This window comes from Streptomyces sp. ISL-87, from assembly GCF_018614095.1.
Classification (GTDB): Bacteria; Actinomycetota; Actinomycetes; order Streptomycetales; family Streptomycetaceae; genus Streptomyces.
Window position 1 is genome coordinate 37,666 of the sequence record NZ_JAGGOY010000052.1, and the last position, 17,608, is coordinate 55,273.

General features: G+C 71.5%; 18 protein-coding genes. 13 read left to right on the top strand and 5 right to left on the bottom strand.

What is annotated here, in order from left to right; translation table 11 throughout:
* Window positions 1-216: 216 nt before the first annotated feature.
* A complete protein-coding gene (locus tag J7I97_RS19985; protein ID WP_214936767.1) occupies window positions 217-453 on the bottom strand; it encodes a hypothetical protein in 237 nt (78 codons plus the stop codon).
* Window positions 454-1,707: 1,254 nt separating this feature from the next.
* Between J7I97_RS19985 and J7I97_RS19990 the strand changes: the two genes are divergently transcribed.
* Window positions 1,708-1,983: a hypothetical protein gene (locus tag J7I97_RS19990; RefSeq protein WP_214936769.1), complete on the top strand. Its 276-nt coding sequence runs from the start codon at window positions 1,708-1,710 to the stop codon at window positions 1,981-1,983.
* Between the two features lie 1,732 nt (window positions 1,984-3,715).
* Here the strand turns inward: J7I97_RS19990 and J7I97_RS19995 are convergent.
* Entirely contained in the window at window positions 3,716-3,949 is a 234-nt protein-coding gene (locus J7I97_RS19995) for a DUF397 domain-containing protein (RefSeq protein WP_214936771.1), read from the bottom strand.
* A complete protein-coding gene (locus J7I97_RS20000; protein WP_214936773.1) occupies window positions 3,946-4,821 on the bottom strand; it encodes a helix-turn-helix transcriptional regulator in 876 nt (291 codons plus the stop codon). Before J7I97_RS20000 ends, J7I97_RS19995 begins: the two co-directional genes overlap by 4 nt.
* A gap of 447 nt (window positions 4,822-5,268) precedes the next feature.
* On the opposite strand from J7I97_RS20000, the gene J7I97_RS20005 reads away from it, so the two are divergent.
* The 11 genes from J7I97_RS20005 to J7I97_RS20055 all read left to right on the top strand — a co-directional run bounded on the left by J7I97_RS20005 (window position 5,269) and on the right by J7I97_RS20055 (window position 14,505).
* Window positions 5,269-5,700: an ATP-binding protein gene (locus tag J7I97_RS20005; protein WP_214936775.1), complete on the top strand. Its 432-nt coding sequence runs from the start codon at window positions 5,269-5,271 to the stop codon at window positions 5,698-5,700.
* Window positions 5,697-6,035, top strand: a complete 339-nt coding sequence (locus tag J7I97_RS20010) for a hypothetical protein (protein WP_214936777.1) — start codon at window positions 5,697-5,699, stop codon at window positions 6,033-6,035. Before J7I97_RS20005 ends, J7I97_RS20010 begins: the two co-directional genes overlap by 4 nt.
* A 255-nt stretch (window positions 6,036-6,290) precedes the next feature.
* Complete coding sequence (locus J7I97_RS20015) at window positions 6,291-7,385, top strand: hypothetical protein (RefSeq protein ID WP_308369242.1); 1,095 nt, start codon at window positions 6,291-6,293, stop codon at window positions 7,383-7,385.
* Window positions 7,382-9,433 carry a hypothetical protein gene (locus tag J7I97_RS20020; protein ID WP_214936778.1) on the top strand — a complete coding sequence of 684 codons (2,052 nt, stop codon included), beginning with the start codon at window positions 7,382-7,384 and terminating at the stop codon, window positions 9,431-9,433. The genes J7I97_RS20015 and J7I97_RS20020 overlap by 4 nt, the downstream gene beginning before the upstream one ends.
* Window positions 9,418-10,434 carry an enolase C-terminal domain-like protein gene (locus tag J7I97_RS20025; RefSeq protein WP_214936780.1) on the top strand — a complete coding sequence of 339 codons (1,017 nt, stop codon included), beginning with the start codon at window positions 9,418-9,420 and terminating at the stop codon, window positions 10,432-10,434. Before J7I97_RS20020 ends, J7I97_RS20025 begins: the two co-directional genes overlap by 16 nt.
* Complete coding sequence (locus J7I97_RS20030) at window positions 10,428-10,871, top strand: hypothetical protein (RefSeq protein WP_214936782.1); 444 nt, start codon at window positions 10,428-10,430, stop codon at window positions 10,869-10,871. The genes J7I97_RS20025 and J7I97_RS20030 overlap by 7 nt, the downstream gene beginning before the upstream one ends.
* Window positions 10,868-11,539, top strand: a complete 672-nt coding sequence (locus tag J7I97_RS20035) for an HAD family hydrolase (protein WP_214936784.1) — start codon at window positions 10,868-10,870, stop codon at window positions 11,537-11,539. Before J7I97_RS20030 ends, J7I97_RS20035 begins: the two co-directional genes overlap by 4 nt.
* The gene (locus J7I97_RS20040; RefSeq protein ID WP_214936786.1) at window positions 11,536-12,324 is read left to right on the top strand and encodes a trans-aconitate 2-methyltransferase; all 789 of its coding nucleotides are present in this window, start codon (window positions 11,536-11,538) and stop codon (window positions 12,322-12,324) included. Before J7I97_RS20035 ends, J7I97_RS20040 begins: the two co-directional genes overlap by 4 nt.
* Window positions 12,321-13,109, top strand: a complete 789-nt coding sequence (locus tag J7I97_RS20045) for a creatininase family protein (RefSeq protein ID WP_214936788.1) — start codon at window positions 12,321-12,323, stop codon at window positions 13,107-13,109. The genes J7I97_RS20040 and J7I97_RS20045 overlap by 4 nt, the downstream gene beginning before the upstream one ends.
* A complete protein-coding gene (locus J7I97_RS20050; protein ID WP_214936790.1) occupies window positions 13,100-13,840 on the top strand; it encodes a phytanoyl-CoA dioxygenase family protein in 741 nt (246 codons plus the stop codon). The genes J7I97_RS20045 and J7I97_RS20050 overlap by 10 nt, the downstream gene beginning before the upstream one ends.
* Before the next feature lie 17 nt (window positions 13,841-13,857).
* A complete protein-coding gene (locus tag J7I97_RS20055) occupies window positions 13,858-14,505 on the top strand; it encodes an L-threonylcarbamoyladenylate synthase (RefSeq protein ID WP_214936792.1) in 648 nt (215 codons plus the stop codon).
* A 51-nt stretch (window positions 14,506-14,556) separates the two neighbouring features.
* Here J7I97_RS20055 and J7I97_RS20060 read toward each other — a convergent pair whose 3' ends face one another.
* Entirely contained in the window at window positions 14,557-15,546 is a 990-nt protein-coding gene (locus J7I97_RS20060) for a phosphotransferase family protein (RefSeq protein WP_251058987.1), read from the bottom strand.
* A gap of 82 nt (window positions 15,547-15,628) precedes the next feature.
* Window positions 15,629-15,979: a hypothetical protein gene (locus tag J7I97_RS20065; RefSeq protein WP_214936794.1), complete on the bottom strand. Its 351-nt coding sequence runs from the start codon at window positions 15,977-15,979 to the stop codon at window positions 15,629-15,631.
* Between the two features lie 400 nt (window positions 15,980-16,379).
* Here J7I97_RS20065 and J7I97_RS20070 point away from each other — a divergent pair, with 400 nt between their 5' ends.
* A complete protein-coding gene (locus tag J7I97_RS20070) occupies window positions 16,380-17,567 on the top strand; it encodes a hypothetical protein (protein WP_214936796.1) in 1,188 nt (395 codons plus the stop codon).
* Window positions 17,568-17,608 lie beyond the last annotated feature (41 nt).

The following is a 17,608-nucleotide window of genomic DNA, read 5'->3' on the forward strand; positions in this document are numbered from 1 at the left end:
GGCCGTCTCCGCGGGTACGACCTGCGGCACCACTGCGGCTGCTTCGGGTCAATGACGGTCACCAGTCACCCGGCCCGTCTCCGCGGGTACGACCTGCGGCACCACTGCGGCGTGCCAGTGATCCATCTGCCGAACACCGTCCCGGCCCCATCTCCGCAGGCACGCTCTGCGGCACCACTGCGGGGACCTGGTGGCGCTGGCGGCCGGGTTGCAGGTCTACCGGCTCCACAGGCGCGACCCGCGGCACCACTGCGGCTCGGGGAGCTGGAGCCAGTGCTCGCGGAGCTCCTCCTCCGTCTCCGTGGTCACGCCCTGCGGCACCACTGCGGCATCAGACCGACCGCGCGGGCGGAGCCGATTGAGCCGTCTCTGCGGGCACGACCCGCACCACCACTGCGGCTCCTTGCGGCGCTGGTAGCTCTCCAGGTCCCAGAAGACCGTCTCCGCAGGCACGCCCCGCGGCACCACTGCGGTATGAGCTCGGCGTCGCAGGCCGCGCCAGTGTCCAGGCCCGTCTCCATGAGCACGTCTGCGGCACCACTGCGGCTTCTGGGAGGTCCGCGGGTGGGGCCGCCACGGCACCCTCTCCGCAGGCACGCCCCCGGCGCCACGCGGCGACTGGAAGCTCGACCCGCACAACCGGTGGAGAATGGCTCTGTCCCTGTGGGTTCGTCCCGCAGCACCACTCCGGCCCTGTCACTCCGAAGGTCCTGGCGGACGGTCCAAGCCACACCTGTGGGTATCGCCCGCAGCACCACTGCGGCATGTCGACGAGGCCGGGATTGGTCCCGCGACCCACGCTGTCCCTGCGGGCTTCGTCCCGCAGCACCACTGCGGCACACGGTGCAGGTTTGTCTGCAGCACCACCGCGGCTTCGAGGCCATGCAGAGCCCAGGCTCGGGAGAGTGCCTGTCCCTGCGGGTTCATCCCGCAGCACCACCATGGCGAGTGTTGGTGCTGGCCAGGGTGCCATCCCCTTCCACCGACTCTGCGGGCATGCCCCGCAGCACCACTGTGGCAGTACGGCGGCGTGGATTTGGAGCTGTGGGTCTTCCCGTCTCCGCAGGTACGGCCTGCGGCACCACTGCGGCTTGAAGAGCATTCCGAGAAGCGGCGCTAGTTCCTCTTGTCCCCCTGCGGGCTCGTCCCGCGCCACCACCACGGCTCCACCCAGATTTGAACGATCATCTGCAGGACCGTCCGTCTCCACGGGTATGCCCTGCGGCACCACTGCGGCATCAGCTCGGAGTCATAAGCCGCGCCGGTGTCCAGACTCGTCTCCGCGGGCACGTCCTGCGGCACTACTACGGCGTCTCGTCCTGCGCCTGTTGGCCGGCATTGATCCGCCTGTCTCCGCGGGTACGACTCGCGGCACCACTGCGGAGCCTCGTCGATCCGTACGGAGAGCGGCGGGTCAGGGTCTGTTTCTGCGGGGCCGCCCGCAGCGCCACCACGGGATTCAGTGGCCGAAGCCACGGATGGACAGAACGACCATCTCTGCGGACTCGGTTCGCAGCACCACTTGGGAATCCATACCTCTGCCTCGGCGATAGAGTTGACGAATCAACCTCTGCGGGTCCGCCCCGCAGCACCACTACGGCAGCTCATGGAACATCGGCGGGGCGTCCGAGAAGAACTGCTGTCCCTGCGGGCTTCGCCCCGCAGCACCACTACGGCGACGGTGCCGAGATCGGCCTCATGTTGGGCTTGGCGCTGTTCCTGCTGCTTGCTCCGCAGCACCGCTACGGGTTTATGGCGGTGATCATGTCCTGGGTGGCGCGCGGCCTGTCCCTGCGGGTTTCTCCGCAGCACCACTACGGCGATTTCCGGGCCGCCGCCGAGGAGATGCTCAAGCCGGCCGTCTCCGCAGGCACGACCTGCGGCACGTTGGCACCGTTCGGCCTGAGCGTGGACGAAGTGCCTGTCACCGCGGGTACGACCTGCGGCACCACTGCGGCGTTGTCTGCACCTCGGTATCCCTGAACACCGGATTCCGTCTCCGCAGGTACGACCTGCGGCATCACTGCGGGTCCTGCTCCGGTCCAGCCTGCGTGGCTTGCGTGCCCCGTCTCCGCTGGCACGGCCTGCGGCACCACTACGGCACCGCTACCTCGACGACGCGCCCATCTACCAGCGAGAGCCGTCTCCTCGGGTACGACCTGCGGCACCACTGCGGCCCTACGCCGAACCCGGCGGGGCAGGCGATCCGCTTCCGTCTCTGCGGGCGCGACCCGCAGCACCACTGCGGCGGCACGACCGGCGGCGGCAAGAGCCGGACCGTTCAGCCGTCTCCGCGGGCATGCCCCGCGGCACCACTACGGCTGGGTGGCGCAGAAGGTCACGATGCCCGCCGCACGGCCCGGCTCCGCAGTAACCCCCTGCGGCACCACTAGGGCATTGCCGAACGAGGCGACTGGCCATGACTGGGGTGAGCCTCTGCGGGTTCGCCCCGCAGCACCGCTGTGGCGCGGAGAAGAGCGCGGTCACGGTCATGACGTGCTCCGTCCGTCACTGCGGGTTCGTCCCGCAGCACCATTGCGGCATGATGGCTGCGGCGAGCCCGAAGAGCGCGAAGGGGACCGCCCCTGCAGGTACATCCTGCAGCACCACTACGGCTACTGCGTCACCCCCCGGCACCGCGCGCCGCTCCTCCGTCTCTGCGGGCACAGCCCGCAGCACCACTACGGCAGGCTGCGCGTCCTCTATCCCCGCGACGCGTCCTTCCCGTCTCTGCGGGTTCGTCCCGCAGCACCACCGCGGCGACGAGTCGATCGCCGACACGCTCAACCCCACGCGTCCATCGTTGACAGGGTTCAGGGCGGCCCTGCGGTTGATCCCGCAGCACCACTATGGCTAGGCAACGCACTGACGTTCGGTCAGGGCCTCGGCGACTGTACCTGCGGGTTGCTTCCGCAGCACCACTACGGCATACCCGCAATCGGCCGGCAACCGGCCGGGGCGCCGCATTCTCTGCGGGTTCGCCCGCAGCACCACCGCGGCACCCGGCTCGGCGCCCGCGAATTTCTGGCCGGCGGACTGTCTCTGCGATTCACCCCGCAGCATCACTACGGCGCCAACGGCAACGGGGCCGAGCGGATGAAGTGGAAGCTGACCCTGCGGGTTCCTTCCGCAGCCCCACTACGGCAGCGTCGCCGAGGCTGTGGCCAACCAGATCGACGCCTTGTCCCTGCGGGTTCGCCCGCGGCACCACTGCGGCTGCACGAGCGACCTCAAGACCGCCGCCGGCCGGGACCTGTCTCTGCGGGCTTCTTCCGCAGCACCACTAGGGGACCTGGGACCTGATCGCCCCCTCGGGCTGGGAAGGCTTGTCTCTGCGATTTCGCCCGCAGCACCACTGCGGCTACCAGCAGGTGAACCTCGCTGCCCTGCCTGGCAACGTCTGTCCCTGTGAGTTCGCTCCGCAGCACCACTACGGCATCAGTGCTCGAAACCGACCTAGAGCACAACAAGCCCCTGCGGGTACACCCCCAGCACCGCTGCGGCCGCAGGAACGGCGACGCCGCGATCCCGGTGTCCTGACCGTTCCTGCGGTTTCGCCCCGCAGCACCAACGCCGGTGCTGGGTGTCGGCACCGTACACCGGGACCCGGGCCATGTAGGGGTGCCGACTGACGGGGTATCTGCATACAGCTAAGGCCCGGATTCCCCCTGCTGCGGGCTGGGGGAATCCGGGCCTTGGTCGTTCTGTGGGTTGGTCAGGCCGTTGGGGTATGGCTGTGTACCGCGTGCGGCAGGAAGGCGGTGAAGGCGGCCTGGGTGAAGGCGATGGCCGGTCCCGTCGGCCTCTTTGAGTCTCGGATGGCGATGAAGCTGCGGGTGGGCCTGACGTCGGCGATCTCGACGCACTGCTCGCCTGCGTCGCTGAAGGTCGACTTGTGCCATTCGGCTTCGGGAAGGTCGGTGGCGTACAGCCTGGTTGTGTCGGTCATGACTTCTCCATGGTGGATTTGATCTTCTCCCGTGAGTCGTCGACGGAGAGTGCTGCGGCCACGATCCGCTCGAAGGCGGCTTCGTAGACCTTCACGTCGTCAGTGCCTTCGGCGAAGGTCCCGCCGCGGATGGTCTCCACGCTGATCACGGTGGGCCAGGGGTGGGGGAACCTGACGATGTGGAACGGGCCCGCCATCCCGGGGTGAGGGGTAGCGAGTATCGGCATCACCTGGATTGTGATGTTCGGCTGGTCGGCCATGTCGAGCAGGTGCCGTAGCTGCTCGCGCATCAGGGAGGGATGGGTCGCCGACCGGTAGTGCAGGGTCGATTCGTGGATGACGGCCCACAGCTTGAGAGGCCCGCCCGGCCGGCTGGTGTCGGTGAGGAGGGCCTGGCGCTTCTTGCGCATCTCCACGAGCGCGGACACCTCGTCGGCGGTCCGGGTGATGGCGGTGGCAGTGATGATCTCGCGGGCGTACGGCGGGATCTGAAGCAGGCCCGGGAGCACCCCAGGAAGGTAGATCCGGGTGTCCTCCGCGTCCTCCTCCAGGCCGATGTAGTCCTTGTAGTTGGTCTCGGGCAGGTCGCCGTAGTTGCTCCACCAGCCGACTTTGTTGGCGTCCCGGGCCAGCTCCTCCATGGCGGTGATCACCGTCTCGTCGGTAACCCCGTAGGCCTTCAGGAGCGGCTTGACGTCCTTGATCGGCAGGTGTGCTTTGGCGTTCTCGATCCGGTTGATCTTGCTGGCGTCCCAGCCGACGGCCTGAGCGGCGCTGTCGGAGGTGTTGAAGCCGGCGTTCTTCCTGAAGGTTCGCAGCGCGCTGCCGAGGCGGCGTCTGCGCACGGTCTGCACGAGCGGCGGTGTGGGCACGGGAAGTTGGACCTCTCTGCGGGCTGTCCGGTCGATGCAGGGGGCGGATCTTCCTCTTCCGGGGTGCGGCTTCCTCTTGACGGGTCAGTCTGCCCGTCCCGGGGATCGGAAGTCGATCGAACATCCCTCCAATCGTTGGGAGTTTGGTTGCAATGGTTGCAGGCATCGCGTCATTGGGTGCATTCTTCCAACGTGACGCCGTGACCAAGTGTCAGCAGATGATCACGCTGAGGTGGTAGGTCGCGGCCCCAGAACGGCCGGGTTCGAGCATGACCCGGCCCGCCGGCCTCGTGTCCCCGCCCCCCGTCGGGGACACGAGGCCACGCACCCGACATCCGCTCCCAACTCGCCGAGGCCACCCATGAGCCAGAGCACCACCTCCCGCGCCCACCGCCCGGCCCTCACCGGCCGTGCCATACAGGGCCCCGACGCCGGCAGGACCGCCCGGTGACCGGCGCCCTGGCGGAAGGCGTGAAAGCAGCCCCCACCGGACCCCAGCGGTACAGCGACGGCTACACGCCCCGCGACACAGCCCCCTCCCGCGCCCGACGCGACGTCACCCTCTGCCTCCGTACCTGGGGCCTCGATGCCCTGGTCGACGACGCGCAGCTGATCGTCTCTGAACTCGTCGCGAACGCCGTCAAGCACACCCACACCCGCCGCATTGGCGTCTCCGTCACCCGCCACCCCGACCACGTACGGATCGTGGTCACCGACACCAGCCGCACCCTCCCCGCCCCTGCGGCCGCCACCCCCGACGCTGAGGCCGGCCGCGGGCTCCACCTCGTTGACCAGCTCACCACCCGATGGGGCAGCAGGCGGCTTCGGACCGGCAAGCAGGTCTGGGCCGAACTCACCACCCTCAAGGCGACGTCGTGAGCGCCGGTGGCTGGGGTGAGTTACACGGCCCCACCCGCCTCAACCCGCCCCGGAAGCGCCGGCACGCCCGGCCGGACGGGAACGTGATCGCCGGACTGCTGATGACGACAGGCAACGTGCTCGGTCTGGCCGTCCTCGCGCTCTCCTGCGCCGACCAGGCCGACGGCGCCACCGCCGTGCCCTCGATCACCGTCGCGGACCAGGCACCCGCCGAAGTACAGCCGTCCCGCAGGCCGGCCAACGACACGGCGCACACCATCAGCTCCTCACCGGCAGCCCGCACCACCCCATCGCGGGCCTGCCGCTGCGGACCCCACACCCGCCCCACCGTTTGAACTCCGGTGGCAGCGCGGCGCCTCCGGGCCCGCGTTGTCACCGGCCAGAATCCCGGGCCCGGCACCCCGAAGGACAGCACCAGCCGGACCGGGCACTGTCCCCGGCCGAACAACCCTGGACAGGTCGAGTAGCCGGGGACGGGCACCACCAGGCACTGGTCGGCCATCCTCGACACGGCCCCTTGCCCACAGGCAAAGCAGCCTGCACCGTACGGAAGTTCACCGCGTCCGTCCCCTGACCGGATGGAGGGCCCCGTGCCTGCCACCACACCGCGTGAATCCCTCACCACCACCGACTTAGACACCTTGGCAGCGCTCGCCGCTCGCTACGGAGTGCCCATCGAGGACGCGCTCCTCATGGCGGTCAACCTGCACGGCATCAGCTCGCCCCTGAACCGGCACCGCGCCCGGGTCCTGATCCGCCTCGTCTCGGCGCCCGCAGTGCCGTGGCAGGTGATCGTGCCGCTCAACGCCTCCGCCTCCCCGTTCCTCCTCGACGAGGACACTCTCCTCCTCGCCGGGACCCCCGTCGCGACCGTGACGCGGGTGGATGCGGATGAGGCCGTGGGCGGCTACTTCCGCAACGAGGGCCGGGCCGTCACCCTCAACCCCAACGCGCGCAGCCGCTGCGTCGGCTGTGCGTTCTGCCCCAACACCCTGGAAGCTGCCGCCGACCCACGCCTGTCCGAGCAGCGTGCGGTGCGCGAGCTCCTCGACGCCATGGCCCACCAGCACCCGGCCGGAACCCTGAGCCGCCTGGAGGAGGTCACGGTCTCCACCGGCTGCTTCGAACGCGAACAGGCCGCTGTCGACCACCTCGGCGACCTCCGCGCGGTGCTGACCGAGGCCGGCATCAACGCGCGGATCGGGTTCCTCACCTCGGTGCTGCGCACCCAGTCCGCCTTCGACACCCTGGCCCGCACGGTCAGCCCGTTCGTCCTGCGGATGACGGCCGAGTGTTTCACCCGCCGCGACCTGCTGCTGAAGGCATCCAAAGCGGAGCTCACCCGGAAGCAGATGCCGCGCGTCCTGCGCCGGGCGGTGCGCGCCGGACACGACACGTCGTTCACGTACATCGTCGGGCTCGACGACCTGGCCGCCATGGAGGACGGGGTCCGCGACCTCGCCCCGCACGTCACCGAGTTCCCGAACCTTCAGGTCTACCAGGCCCACAACCGCATCATGGCCGGGCTCCGCGCCCCCGGCGCCACCGACCTCGCCTTCTACCTGAAGGCCCGCACCGTCCTGGAGGACATCCTCGGCCCGACCGGGCTGCGCCCCAAGGCCTGGGAGTGCTACCGGCCCCTGTGGCACTTCACCTTCGGCCCCGAGCGCCTGGTCGCAGCATGACCAGCCACTCCCAGAACGCGGACCTGCTGTGGCGGGCCCAGACCTACGTAGCCGTCGCGCAGATCCACCTCCAGGACAACGTGCTGCTGCGCCGCCCGCTCGGCCCGGGGGACGTGAAGGCGCGCCCGGCTGGCCACTGGGGCACCGTGCCGGGGACGACATGGGCCCTGGCTCACATCGCCCTGCTGTCCGGCACCAGCGACATTGACGGCACCGAGCTGGTCCCGCTGCTGGGAGCCGGCCACGCCGGGGTGGCGCAGATCGCCGCGGGCTGGCTCACCAGCCACCTGGCCGCCGCTCGCCCGCAGTTCACCCCCGACGAGCAGGGACTGGTGAACCTGTGCCGGTCCTTCCCGGAGGTGGCCGGCCTCGGATCCGAGGTCACCCCGGCCCTGCCCGGCGGGGACTTCCTCGGCGGCCGGCTCGGCGGCTGCCTCCCCTTCGCCCAGGGCGCCGCGCTCGCATCCGGCTCCGGTCGGGTGATCGTGCCGGTCCTGGGAGACGGCGAGTGCGAGACCCCGACCACCGCCGCGGCCTGGCTCGCCGCCCAGGCCCTGCCCGGCACCCCGGGGCTGCCGATCGTCCACCTCAACGGCTTCCGCATGGGCGCACCCAGCCTCCTCGCGGGCCTCGACGCCAGGGCCCTGACCGCGTACGCGGCCGGGCTCGGCTGGCACGCCCGCGCCGTCACCGTCCCGGACGACGGCCACGAGGTCTTCCACGCCGAGCTCGCCCAGGCTGTTGCCGACACCCTGGCCGGGCGCCGCACGGTGCTGTTCATGCGGTGCGTCAAGGGCTGGAGCGGCCCCGCCACCGTGAACGGACAGCAGGTCCTCGGTACCACCCGCGCCCACAAGACCCCGCTCACCCGGGCCTCCACCGACTCCGCACAGACGCACGCGCTCGAAGCATGGCTGTCCTCGTACCGGCCCGAGGAACTGTTCACCGACGGCGGCCACCCGGGCCCTGGCCTTGCCGCTGCCCTCGCCGGCACCGCATGGCCCCGCCTGAAGGCGCGCCGCCCCGCGCCGACGCCGCGTGCCGTCGTTCGGCAGCAGCCCGTCTCGTTCGCTGATGCCGTTGCCACCGTGATCCGCTCCCACGCCCGCGCCGGGGACTTCCGGGTGTTCAGCCCGGACGAGCTCGCCTCCAACCGGCTCTCCGAACTCGTCGGACAGGCATGGACCACCGAGGTCCTCGCCGAGGAGCTCCTGGGCGAGCAGCTCGCCGGCTTCAACGCGGCTGGCGGCCGCGGGGTCCTCATCTCCTACGAGGCCTTCGCTCCGCTCCTGGCGACCGGGCTCGTCTCCCTGCTCAAGCAACAGCGGATGCCCGGCGCCGCCCCGCGGCCGAGCTTCAACCTGCTTCTGACCTCCTACGGCTGGCACAACACCTACACCCACGGCGACCCCTCGCTGACCACCACACTCCTTGCGCTGGAAGACCCGGCCATAAGGGTGTTGACGCCCGCCGACCCTGCCCGGCTGGCGGCCGTACTGGACGACGCCTTCACCAGCACGGGCCAGCTCAACGTGATCGTCGCGGGCAAGCACCCCCAGCCGCCCATCCCTGCCGACACGCTCCGCGAGGAGCTGGACCGGGGGGCTGCCGTCTGGCCGCACCTGTCCGATGTCCAGCCGCCGGCCTTGACCGTGGTGGTGTGCGGAGACCTACCCGCCGCGGTCACAGCCGAGGCGCTGCCCCGGATCCGGGCGGAGCTGGGCGTGGCGGTGCGCGTGGTGTCCGTCCTCGACCTGACCGTGCTCGGCGACCCCGCTGTGTGGCCCGCCGGGCTGCGCGCCGGTGAAGTGGACGTCCTGCTCGGCGAGGACGCGGCGCTGCTGGTCGTCACCCTCGGGCACCCGGCCGCGATCTGGTCTCTCCTGAAGGCGCGGCACGCCCGGCCGGTTGAGGTGATCGGGTGGCGGGAGACCGAGGGGCCCCGCTCCCAGCCGGACACCGCGGCCGCGGCCGGCATGACCGCTGAAGGCCTGCTTGCTGCCGCCGCGCGCCTGCTGAAGGCGAGGCCCCGATGCGACATCTGGTGATCGACTCCTTCGGCTTCACCGACCTCGCCGACCTCGCCGGGCCGGGCGACGACACCGTCTTCGTCGCGGTCCGCTCCAGCCGAGCGGTCGGATGGTACGGGCCCCTCGCCGAACCCGTCGCCCGCGCCGTCCGTGATCTGGCTCCTGTCCTCGTCGGCGCCGACGCGACAGACCACGAAGGCCTCCAGGACCGCCTGGCCCGGTCGGCGCCGCATTCCCGGGCCGGTTCATGGGCGGTGGGCGCGCTGGACTGCGCGATCTGGGACCTGCACGCCCGGGCCGAAGGCCGCCCGGCCGCCGGCCTGCTGACCGACGAGCCGCTACAGCACCGGATCACCGCGTACTCGTCCTGGCTGACCCGCGACCTCGCCCACCCCGCCACCGCGGACCTGGTTCCCGAAATCAGCGCGCAGGGCTGGGCCTTCACGAAGTGGGGGCTGCGCAACCACCCGGCCGCCAGCGGGGGAGCGCTCGCCGAGACCCTGCATGCCGGCGCGACAGCCGAGCCGGTCGCGGTTGACGCCGTCGGCACCTGGCCGCTGGCCCTCGCGGCCGAATTCGCCGCGGCCGCCGATCCCACGGCGCTGGTCTGGCTGGAGGACCCGGCCCCCACCCACGACCCCCGCGCCTACCAGAAGCTGCGCACCCTGCCGCTCGCAGTGGGGGAGCGCCTCACCCTGACCGACGACGCGCCCACCGTCCTTGCCGGGATCCGGCCGGCCGCGCTCACCCTCGACGTCGTCGGCTGCGGCGGGCTCACCGCAGCCCGGCGGATCCTGGCCCGCACGACCACCCCCGTCTTCCCGCACGGCCGCTCCCTCCAGCCTGCCCTCCACCTGGCAGCCGCCCGCCCCGACCGGGTCCTGGCCGTCGAATACCGGCAGCAGTGGGAACCCGGCCGCCAGACCCTCTACGCCCACCGCGTCGACCCCGACCGCGGACACCTCACCCTGTCCACCGTGCCCGGCCTGGGCGCCGCCCCGAGGAGCGCATCATGCTGAACCCGCCCCGCTCCCTGCCCGTACGCGGCCGCACCGTCCCCGCCGACACCGGCCCGCTGCTCGTCCTGGACGCACGCCTCGAAGGGCACGACACCTTCCTGACCGGCACTCTCACCCTGGACGGCCACGACATCCCGGTGCGGATCACCACCCTGGACGACAGCACCACCCTCCAGCCCACCCAGCCGCTCCCTGACCGCCTCCCCGAGCAGTGGTCGGCCACGCTCCACCTGCGCCACGGCCAGCGCCCGCGCGACATCCCCGACGACCTGCGCGCCGCAGCCAGCACGTCCGGCCGCGACCTCGACGCCCTGGACGACGCCGAACTGCGCTACGCCCTGACCTTCCTAGGCGAGGCCACCACCGAAGCCATCCGCACCGACCGCCTGGTTGCGATCGTCACCGGCCTGCCCACCCTCGAAGGAGAACCCAAGTGACCCACCCCGTGAAGCTCATCAGCGTGGACGTCGGCGGCACCATCGGCGAAGCCGACGGCCCCGGCCTCACCATGCAGCTCACCGCCGCCTCCCCCCTGCCCGCCGACCAGGCCCGCGCCGTCATGCGCGGCCGCCTGCACACCCAGCCCGCCATCAGCGACGCCCTCGCCGCCGAACTTGCCGACGCCCTCGGCATCGAGCCGGCCGACTTCCCCCGCAACCTGCCGGCCGCCCCGCTCACCCTGTACCCGTACGCCCTCGACGCGCTCCAGCAGCTGGCGGGCATCGCGCCTGTCGTCACGCTGTCCAACGTCACCTGCGTGGACGCCGACACCGAAGGCCTGCGTCAACGCCTCGCGCCCTGGGTCACCGACCTGTTCCCGTCATGCACCCTCGGCTACGCCAAGCCCGACCCCCGCGCGTTCCTCACCGTTGCCGAACACCACGGCGTGGCACCGGCCAGCATGATTCACATCGGCGACGACTGGACCTGTGACGTCCTGGGCGCCCTCGACGCCGGCGCCGTCCCGGTATGGATCTCCAAAGACCGGCCCATTCCCGACACACCGCCCACCTTCGGGCGGCAGCATGTCCACGTGGCCGCCACCCTCGCCGACGCGGCCACCCTCATCCGCACCCTCAACACCCCCGAAGGGACCACGTCATGAGCCTGTTCACCGGCACCTCCAGCTACTACCGCCAGTACCGCCCCGGCATCCCCGACGACCTCGCCAACCGCCTCGCCGCCTACGCGCCCGACCGCCGGCCGCGCCGCCTGCTGGACGTCGGCACCGGCACCGGCCTGGTCGCCGAAGCCCTCATGCCCTACTTCAGCGAGATCATCGCCTGCGACAACGACCCCGACATGATCGCCACCGCCGAGGAAGCGCTGCGCCCCAAGGTCCCGCAGGGCACCACCCTGTCCCTGGTCACCTCCACCGCCGAGGACTTCCGCCCGCCCGCCGGATGGAAGGCCGACCTGGTCACCATCTGCCGCGCCTTCCACTGGCTCGACCAGGCCGGCGTCCTCGCCCTGCTGGACTCCCAGGTCGCAGACGGCGGGGCGGTGGCCGTGTTCGCCGACCGCAGCTTCTGGGCCGCCGAGAGCGACTGGAAGGCCGCGGTCAAGCAGGTCATCAAGGACTTCCTCGGCGAGGAACGACGCGCGGGCGGCGGTACCTTCCAGCACCACAACCGCCCCTACAGCGAGATCATGGAGGAGTCCCCGTTCAACCAGGTCGAGGAGTTCACCGTCCCGGTCACCCGGACCTGGAACACCGCGGGCATCCTCGGCTACCTCTACTCCACCAGCTTTGCCGCACCCGCCCTCTTCGGCGCCCGACTGGAGGAGTTCGAGACCGCCGTGCAGAAGACGCTGCGCGGCTTCTCCGAGGACGACACCTTCCACGAGAGCAACGAGTTCCTCGTACGCGTCGGACGGCGCGCCGCATGACCGGCCCCGGCGGCGGTCACCGCCAGCTCGACCGGCTGACCGCCGCCGACCTCCCCGCCCGCGTGCAGGACGCCTCCGTGCTGTGCCTGCCCGTGGGCTCCACCGAACAGCACGGCCCCCACTTACCCCTGGCCACCGACACCGTCATCGCCGAGGAGTTCACCCGGCACCTGGTCGCCGGGCACGGCGAGGCCTACGACCTGTGGCGCCTGCCGGCCATCCCGTACGGCATCGCCCCGGAGCACGCCTGGGCCCCTGGCACCCTGTCGCTGACCATCACCGAGTTCACCACCCTCCTGCACACCCTCACCGCCCAATACGTGCGCGCCACGAAGGCCCGGAATCTGGTCCTGGTCAACGGGCACGGTGGCAACCGCGGCGTCCTGGCCGCTCTCGTCTACGAACTGGGCCACGCCCACGACATCAGCGTGTGCGTCCTGCACCCCCTGGCCCTGGCCCACCTATCCGCCGGCGACCGGCCCGAGATCCACGCCGGCCTCCACGAGACCGCGCTCATGCTCCACCTCGCGCCCGACACGGTCCGCCTCGACCAGCTCACCGACCACCTGCCGCAGGACGCCGACGAGATACCCCGACAGGTCACCGACCGGGGCGTGAGCTGGCCCTGGTCCTCAGGCGACCCGCGCATCGCCGCCGCCGGGGTCATCGGCAACGACCCGCGCACCGCAACCCCCGCCCTCGGCGCCCGCCTCCTGGACGAGGCAGTCGCCTCCGCCGTGCCCGCTCTGGAAGCCCTCACCGGAAGGAAGAGCCCATGCTCGTGACCGACGACGAGCGCGCCCGATTCCGCCGCGACGGCATGTTCGTCCGCCGCGGCCTCGCCGCCGACGCCCACACCGGGCCCGCCCGCGACCTCATCACCACCTGGTACGCCAAGGACTACGACCCAGACCGCCTGACCGAGTACACCCAGCGCACCTTCGCCCCCGAACACGGCCAGCACCCGGCCCTCCTCGACCTCTACACCGCCACCGGCGCCGCCGACATCGCCACCGCCCTCCTGACCGACCCGGCCCCGGTCACCACCACCCAGGTACAGATCCGCATCCCCTCCGACCAGCCGGCCGCCGCCCAGCCGGAGAAGACGATGCACGTGGACGGCGTCGGCTGCCCCCACCTCGACCCCGCCGAACTGCGCACCTTCTCCCTCCTGGTCGGCGTCGTCCTCTCCCCGATCACCCGCCCCGACGCCGGCGCCCTCCACTACGTCCCCGGCGGCCACCTGACGATGTCCAGCTGGTTCGCCACCGAATGGGCCCGCGGCATCACCGACCAAGTCCCCCCGGACATCGGCACCACCGACGGCGTCCCGCTCCTCGCCGACGTCGGCGACGTCCTCTTCATGCACCACCTGGTCCCGCACGCCGTCGGCACCAACCACACCACCACGCCCCGGCTCATGGCGTACTTCCGCGTCTCCCACACCCGGCACGCCACCCGGCGCCTCGACGCGCTGCGCGACCCCTGGCTCGACTACCCCACCCTGAACCCCTGACCGGGAAGGACACCACCGTGCAGATCATCCCCACCACCGACATCGACACCGCCGCAGCCGCCATCGAAGCCGGACGCCTCGTTATCGTCCCCACCGCCCGCTGGTACATGATCTGCGCCGACGCCGCCAACCCCGACGCCTACAAAGCCATACTCGAAGGCAAGCAGCGCCCCAAGAACAAGCCCCTCGCCCTCGTCGTCCCCGACCAAGAACGGGCCCGCGACCTGCTGCACTTCACCCCCGACGCCGAGCGCCTGGCCACCGCGTTCTGGCCCGGCGACCTCGCCCTCTTCCTGTCCTGGCGCGAACCGGCCGACGCCGCCCGATACACCGTCGTCGGCTCACCCGCCCTGACCACCCACGCCCCCGGCCCCCTGGGCGCCCTCGCCCGAGCGGTACCCGGACTCCTCGCGGCCACCACCGTCAACGTCTCCGGCGACGCTGGCCCCGACGACCGCGGCCCGGCCATCACTCTCGCCGAGGTCGAAGAGTTCCTCACCGAAGCCGGACTCGACGCGGTCGTCATGGACGGGGGCGTCTGCCCGGCGGCCAACCACCTCACCATCGTCGACTGCGCCAGCGACCAGACCCACCTCGTCCGCGCCGGACTCGTCCACCCCCGGGCCGTCGCCTCCGTCATCGGCCGGACTCTGCCGACTCCCTGACCCGATCGGCCCGAAGGGCGCCTCCCCGGCCCGGGGAGGCGCCCTTCACCTTCAGCAGGCGAGCGCGGACAACTCCGTTGCCACCGCCAGATAGGAATCCCGTACACCGGCCTGGTTGCCGAGCCGGTGCCGCTCCAGGCGCAGCGCGCCGAGGTGGCGCACCTCGTACACGTGCCGCCGCCACCGGACCGGCGCAGTGTCCGCGGGCGCCGGGCAGGCCTCGAAGAAGGACAGCCGCTCGTCCTGCTTGGCCCGGGCCATTCGCGTCGGCCAGTCCGCCTCCGGGTCACCCCACCAGGTGCGGTCCATGTCCAGGACACCGCAGATCGTCGGCACCGGGGCGCCGCCCGCGAGCATCGTGTTCACCGTCCACAGGTCCCCGGTCAGCAACCGCGGCACCGCCACCTCGTCCAGGACCTGCGCACCGGCCTGGGCGGCGTCGGCGGCCTTGCGTAGGTCGGCCGCGTCCAGGCCGCAGCTTTCGACGTCCTCGGCGATCAGGTGCAGCGACGCGACGACGGCCTCGCTCCATCGCGTCTGTCCGGGGCCGGTGACCGGGCCGAACCAGGGACCCGCGACCGCGTGCACGGCCGCCGCGATCTTCCCGATCCGACGGAAGAACGCCGAGTGCGTGCCCTTCGGGTACGAGCCGAGGAGCTGCGGCGCCGGGACCCCGGGCAGGAGGGACTGGATCATCCAGTCCCGGCCGATGACGGACTGGGTGAAGTCGGACGCCAGGACCCGCGGCATCAGGTCGGCGATCGGCGCGAGCCACGGCACCGACGCGTACTCCGCCCGCATCAGCTCCCGCTCGGAGCGGAACTGCCGGGCCGGTTCGGGCGCCACCCGCAGGATCACCGGCTCCGCGCGGTCGGCCAAGCCGAGGCGGTAGGTGGTGTTGTACATGCCGCCGCCCAGCTCGGTCGCGGAGCGGACCATGGTGTTGCTCCCGAAGGCGCGCCGTGCGACGGCATCGATTTGCCGCTCGGTCAGGGCCTGCTGAAAGGCCTTGGCGGGCCGCTCGATCGCGTGGAGCTCCATGGGGACTTCCTTCCGGGTTGTGAGGACTTCGGGGAATCGGGCCAAAGCCTGCTGTTCAGGCACTCGGCTGGGGGCCGACTCGTCATAAGGCGCTGCGGTCCGGGTACACCGATACGCGCTCTGCCGCGTAGGTGCCGTCCGGCAGCACCGCGTCGGTCAGTTCGAACTGCTCCCGCTTCTCCGCCGGGCCGGTCCAGGTGATCCGGACGCCGGCGGGGCGGCTGCTGGGCCAGTGGACCGGCTGGCCGTCGGCGGCCCGGGCCCCGAGCAGCGTGTAGGTGCGGACCTGCCGCACGGTCCCGGTGGCCGGAGTCGCTCCGGGAGCGGCCACAGCCTGGCGCCGGCGGAGCCAGCCCCCTGCTGCGGCCGCCGCCAGCAGCGTGAGGCCGCCCAGGGTCTCCGCGGTCCAGCCGGTGAGCACGTCGGTGAGCATGTCGGTGTCCTTCTCTGTGTGATGACGGGCGGAGCGTGAAGGGGCCGCGCCGCTGACGTCGCGTCCTGGGCGGCACAGTGCGGGAGCGGGGTGTTAGCCCCGCAACCCCTGCCGGTCGAGGCCTGTTGAGCCTCCCGCCGGCAGGCGCGAGGCCGGTACCCCCTGAGGCACGCGAACCCTGCTAAAGCTGCTAAAGATCAATTGCGGGGTGCCGTACGGCCCCCTTGACGCCATTTGAGCGGGAGGGCCGCGCGGTGACCCGGCGGAGGTAGGGGGGCTCTAAATGAGAGGTGCCACCGCTACGTCATGGCGTTGGCATCCGGCTGCCGTTCCACGGGCAGTCACCGGATGAGGTGACAGGCCGGTCGTGGCCGCGAGCGGCGCCGGTACCTTCCCTGGCATGTTCACTGACACCCCGAGCGCGGCGGATCAGCTGCTGATCGACCACGCGTTGAGGCACGGGTTCACCGTGACCGCGAAAATGTTGGAGGTCTGGAGGAGCCGTCGGCTGCTGCCGGGCAACATCTCCGGCGGAGGCCTGGGCCGGGGCAAGGGCAGCACCTCCAGGCCGGCGCCGGAGAGCTTCGACCTCGTCCTCGGCCTCGCCCGTCACGGCGGCCGGGGCAAGCGTCCCCACGACGTGGCACTGCTCCTGTTCGGCGAGGGGCTCCCGGTACCGGAGCAGACGGTACGGGCCGCCTTCACCGCGGCCGTGGACACCCTCACCGTCCCCGGCGACGACGAACCGGACACCGACCCGGAGCAGCGGCTCGACGCCCTCGCGGACCACATCGCGGACGCCGGCCCGACCGTCACGCTGGTCCCCGCCCGGGCCCGGCGGATCGACGAAGGCATCGCCCGCCTCGTTCGCGCCGCCGGACACACCTGGCCCCCGGCCGAGCTCGCTGCCCTCGACGCGAACCCCGGCACGCCCACCGCCACACCCAAGGACGCCGCGCTGGCCGCGGCCGCCGCCGCCATCAACGGGACGATGTCCCTGGAGGACATCGGTGACCTGCTCCGGGCGATGAACCCCACCGCGGTGGCCAACCCGATCGCGTCCCTCGTCGAGACCACCCGCAAGGACGTTCCCGAGTTCGCCGACGCGGTCCTCACCGACGACAACCAGCTGGCCCTCGGCCCCGTGCGGGATGCCCGCGATCATCTGCGCGACCTGGCCGCCACAGCTCCCCTTCAGGACCTCGCGCGGGCCTGGAAGACCGCCGAGGGGGTACGGCAGTGGGCCCTGGACCTCTGCGGCCGGGTCGAGGAGGAACTCGCCGCCGGGCAGCTGGGCGAGGCGGCCGTGGAGTGGATGAACGGCCGCTACGCGATGGCCGGACTGGCCGTGCTCAGCACGCTGAAGGAGCGCGACTGGCCACCCACCCAGCACGCCCTCGACACCTTGGTGCTGGTCTACCAGCTCGGGGAGTACCGGCGGCTCGACCGCCTCGTGCCCGGCTGCCAGTGGCACCTTCTCGCCACTGAGGGGCTGATGCCGCCGCCCACCCGCGAGCTTCTCCAGGACCTCATCAGCCGGAACGCGCCCGGTGCCGGGGCGGGGGTCGATGTCAGACCAGCCTCGTAGCGTCGATGCCGAGGGCCCGGACCGGACCGGGCCCCGGAGGA

Excerpts from the sequence above, each read along its gene's own strand:
- J7I97_RS19995 (WP_214936771.1), bottom strand. The coding sequence starts at position 3,949 with ATGACCGACACAACCAGGCTGTACGCCACCGACCTTCCCGAAGCCGAA.
- J7I97_RS20020 (WP_214936778.1), top strand. The coding sequence starts at position 7,382 with ATGACCAGCCACTCCCAGAACGCGGACCTGCTGTGGCGGGCCCAGACC.
- J7I97_RS20025 (WP_214936780.1), top strand. The coding sequence starts at position 9,418 with ATGCGACATCTGGTGATCGACTCCTTCGGCTTCACCGACCTCGCCGAC.
- J7I97_RS20030 (WP_214936782.1), top strand. The coding sequence starts at position 10,428 with ATGCTGAACCCGCCCCGCTCCCTGCCCGTACGCGGCCGCACCGTCCCC.
- J7I97_RS20040 (WP_214936786.1), top strand. The coding sequence starts at position 11,536 with ATGAGCCTGTTCACCGGCACCTCCAGCTACTACCGCCAGTACCGCCCC.
- J7I97_RS20045 (WP_214936788.1), top strand. The coding sequence starts at position 12,321 with ATGACCGGCCCCGGCGGCGGTCACCGCCAGCTCGACCGGCTGACCGCC.
- J7I97_RS20050 (WP_214936790.1), top strand. The coding sequence starts at position 13,100 with ATGCTCGTGACCGACGACGAGCGCGCCCGATTCCGCCGCGACGGCATG.
- J7I97_RS20060 (WP_251058987.1), bottom strand. The coding sequence starts at position 15,546 with ATGGAGCTCCACGCGATCGAGCGGCCCGCCAAGGCCTTTCAGCAGGCC.
- J7I97_RS20065 (WP_214936794.1), bottom strand. The coding sequence starts at position 15,979 with ATGCTCACCGACGTGCTCACCGGCTGGACCGCGGAGACCCTGGGCGGC.
- J7I97_RS20070 (WP_214936796.1), top strand. The coding sequence starts at position 16,380 with ATGTTCACTGACACCCCGAGCGCGGCGGATCAGCTGCTGATCGACCAC.